The organism is Nonomuraea sp. NPDC049269, from assembly GCF_043197155.1.
GTDB lineage: Bacteria > Actinomycetota > Actinomycetes > Streptosporangiales > Streptosporangiaceae > Nonomuraea.
Genome location: NZ_JBICSO010000025.1, coordinates 1 through 4,263, shown reverse-complemented (window position 1 = coordinate 4,263; position 4,263 = coordinate 1). Strand labels below are relative to the sequence as shown.

The window sequence follows — 4,263 nt, the reverse complement described above, 5'->3', positions numbered from 1 at the left end:
GCTCTACCGGCACCGGACGGCAGCCGTCCCGACCTCGCCGGCGGCTACCAGGCCCCGGCCACTCCCACGGAGCAGTTGCTGGCCGGCATCTGGGCAGATCTCCTCGGCCTGGACCAGGTTGGCGTCCGCGACAACTTCTTCGATCTGGGCGGGCACTCCCTGCTCGCGACCCAGGCGATCACCCGCATTCGCACCACCTTCGGCACGGACCTGGCCCTCGCCGCGCTGTTCGACCACCCGACCATCAACGGTCTGGCCACCCTCATCGACGGCACCGCCATCACCGCGATCGCGCCGCCAATCTCGTCGGCCGACCGCGACCATCCGCTGCCTCTCGCCTTCGCCCAACAGCGGCTGTGGTTCCTGGCCCAGCTCGACCCGGATTCGGCCGAGTACAACGCCCCGATCCCCATCCCGCTGTCCGGCGACCTCGACATCCCTGCTCTGCGTGCCGCGCTCACTGCGCTGGTGGAGCGGCATGAGGTGCTGCGCACCCGGCTGGTCGCCGACGCTGACGGCATTCCCCATCAGATCATCGATCCGCCCGCCGACTTCCCGCTGCCGCTGGTGGACCTGACTCACCAAGCCGCTCAAGACTTCATCGCCACGGACGCGGCGACTCCGTTCGATCTGGCGGCTGGCCCGCTGCTGCGCGGCAGCCTGATCAGGATCAGCGACCAGGAGCACATCCTGGCCCTGTGCATGCACCACGTCGTCTCCGACGAATGGTCCGCCAAGATCTTCCATCGCGAGCTCACCGCCCTCTACGAGGCATTTCGGCAAGGAAAGCCGTCCCCGCTGGCGCCCTTGGCGGTCCAGTACGCCGATTTCGCCGTGTGGCAGCGCGCCTGGCTCACTGGCGAAACGTTGGGGGAGCAACTCGGCTATTGGCAGCGGCAACTGGCCCAGCCGCCAGTGCTGAACCTGCCCACAGATCGGCCCCGACTCCCGGTCCGTACCACTGCCGGCGCTGCCATCAACTTCCGCATCGACCCCGACATCAGCCACCGGCTGCAGGAGCTGTCGCGCCGCAGCGGCGCGACCATGTTCATGACGCTACTGGCGGCCTACAGTGCCCTGCTCGGCCGATACACCCGTCAGGATGATCTGCTGGTCGGCACGCCGGTGGCCAACCGCAACCAGGCCGAGACCGAAGACCTGATCGGGTTCTTCGTCAACACCCTGGTCCTGCGGACCGACCTGTCCGGCGATCCGACCTTCACCGAACTGCTTCACCGCGTTCGCGCCACGGCGCTGGAGGCTTACGGCCATCAGGATCTGCCGTTCGAGCAGCTCGTCGACGAACTCGGTGTCGATCGTGACCGCTCGCGGACCCCGCTTTTCGAGACGCTGTTCAATTACACCGCCGACCTTGACGGCGTCCATATTCCAGAGGAGAACACCGCGCTCGAGCAGTCCGCGGTCAAGTTCGACCTGGTCTTGAGCATGGTGGCCGCTGGCGACCAGGATCTGGTCGGTTCGGTGCAATTCAGCACGGCCTTGTTCGAGCAGGCGACCATCGAGCGGTTGATCGGCCATCTGAACATGCTGCTGGCCGCCGTCACCACCGACCCCGACCAGCCGCTGTCGGCGTTGCCCATCCTCACCTCGGCCGAGTTGCAGTCGCTGCGGGAGGTCAACACCACCGGGGTGGTGCTGCCCGAGGCCGCCGGCGTGCATGAGTTGATCGCGGCTCGGGCGGCTGCCGGTCCTGAGGCGGTCGCGGTGGCCGGGCTGGACGGGCAGCTCAGCTATGGGGAGCTGGATGTGCGAGCGAATCAGCTGGCTCACAAGCTGATTGCGTTGGGCGCGGGTCCGGAGACGACCGTCGCGTTGTGCCTGGAGCGGGGTCTCGATCTCGTCGTGGCCGTTCTGGCGGTGTGGAAGGCCGGTGCCGCCTACCTGCCGCTGGACCCCAGCTATCCCACCGACCGGCTGGCCTATCTGTTGTCCGACAGCCAGGCGGATCTCCTGCTGACCACCGGGCCGCTGCTGCCCTCCGCGGGCGTGGACTCCGCAGTTGGTCGGCTGCGTACGCTGCTGCTGGATGAGCCGAGCGTGCAGGCGGAGTTGCAAGCCCTGCCCGTGACGGTTCCCGCAGTGAGCGTGGTCCCGGATCAGGCGGCTTATCTGATCTATACCTCTGGTTCGACTGGTCGTCCCAAGGGGGTGCGGGTGGCGCATCGGGGGCTGGTCAATCTGGTGGTGGCGCAGGGTGAGGCGTTCGGGGTGTCGGCGTTGTCGCGGGTGTTGCAGTTCGCTTCGCCGGGGTTCGATGCGGCGGTGTCGGAGATCGCGGTCACTCTGGCTGCTGGTGCGACGTTGGTGATTCCTGACGCTGAGCGGCGGGTGGATGATCTGGCGGGGTTCATCCGGGAGTGGCGGGTGGACATGGCGACGTTGCCGCCGTCGCTGCTGGCTACGCTCGATCCGGCGGAGTTGCCGCTGTTGACGGTGATCAGCGCGGGTGAGCATCTCGATGCGGCGCTGGCCGAGGCTTGGGGTGGTCGGCATCGGTTGTTGAACGCTTATGGTCCGACGGAGACCACGGTGTGTGCCACCATCAGCCGCAACCCGGCCACCATTGGCGCTCCGATCGCCAACACCACGGCTCACGTCCTGGACTCCCACTTCGGCCGGGTCCCGGCAGGTGTGCCGGGGGAGTTGCTGGTCGGTGGTCTCGGCCTGGCTCGCGGCTACCACGGCCGGCCCGCCCTGACCGCCGAGCGGTTCGTCGCCGACCCGCACGCCGGGGATGGTTCGCGTCTTTATCGGACTGGTGACCTGGTCGCGTGGCGGCCGGACGGTCAGCTGGACTTCCTGGGCCGGACTGATCATCAGGTGAAGATTCGCGGGCATCGGATCGAGCCGGGTGAGATCCAGCACGCGCTGACCGGCCACCCGCACGTCGCCGCCGCCCTGGTCACCAACCACGACACCACCGGAGGCGAGGCCGGCACCGACCGTCGCTTGGTCGCCTACCTGGTCCCGGCCGATCCCGCCGACGGCATTCCTGCCACCGATGATCTGCGGGCTTACCTGGCCGCCGGTCTGCCGGATTACATGATCCCCTCGGTGTTCATCGAGCTGGCCGCTTTCCCGCTGTCCCCGAATGGGAAGATCGATCGTGCGGCTCTGCCGGTGCCCGATGGCAGTCGGCCTGAGCTCGTCGGCGGCTATCTGGCTCCGGTGACGACGACAGAGCAGTTGCTGGCCGGTATCTGGGCTGACCTGCTTGGCCTGGACCAGGTCGGCGTTCGTGACAACTTCTTCGATCTGGGCGGGCACTCCCTACTCGCCACCCAGACGATCACCCGCATCCGTAGCATTTTCGGGACGGATCTGGCGCTCGCGGAGCTGTTCGACCACCCGACCGTCAATGGTCTGGCCACGCTCATCGACAGCACCGCCATCACCGCGATCGCGCAGCCGATCCTCCCGACCGACCGCGATCAGCCACTTTCCCTGTCCTTCGCGCAGCAGCGGCTGTGGTTCCTGGCCCAGCTGGAGCCGGACTCGGCCGAGTACAACACGCCAATGCTGATTGCCTTCGCCGCAGATCTGGATCAGGAGGCAGTGCGGGCGGCGTTGACGGCGCTGATTGAGCGGCATGAGGTGCTGCGCACCAGGTTGGTGACCGGTGCCGATGGCGTGCCGTACCAGGTCATCGATCCACCCGCAGACTTCGACCTGCCTGTTGTTGAGGTAGCGGATGTCGATGAGGCGCAGCGGCTAATCGCCACGGATGTGGCTACACCGTTCGACCTCTCCATAGGCCCGTTGTTACGGGGCACGCTGTTCCGGATGCCCAGTGGTGACCACTTGCTCGGACTGTGCATGCATCACATCATCTTCGATGAGTGGTCGGCCAAGATCTTCCACCGGGAACTCACGGCTCTTTACGAGGCGTTCCAGGCTGGCCGTCCGTCTCCGCTGGAGCCGCTGCGGGTTCAGTACGCCGATTTCGCTGTGTGGCAGCGTTCCTGGCTCAGTGGCCAGACGTTGGAGGATCAGCTCGGCTACTGGCGGCGTCAGCTGGCCGGCCCGCCGGTCCTGGACCTGCCCACCGACCGGCCGCGCGCGGCGATTCGGGACACGGCAGGTGCGGTCCTGGACTTCGGTATCGGCTCTGAGGTGGCCGACGGCCTGCGAGCGTTGTCGCGTCGTACCGGCGCGACGATGTTCATGACGTTGCTGGCGGCTTACACCGTGCTGCTCGGCAAGTACACGCGTCAGGATGATGTGCTGGTCGGTACGCCGGTG

The 4,263-nt window shown here is 67.0% G+C and carries 1 protein-coding gene; it reads left to right on the top strand.

The features are described 5' to 3' along the window. The coding region (locus ACGFNP_RS61000) for an amino acid adenylation domain-containing protein (protein ID WP_393334382.1) at positions 1-4,263 on the top strand (4,263 nt) is incomplete at both ends.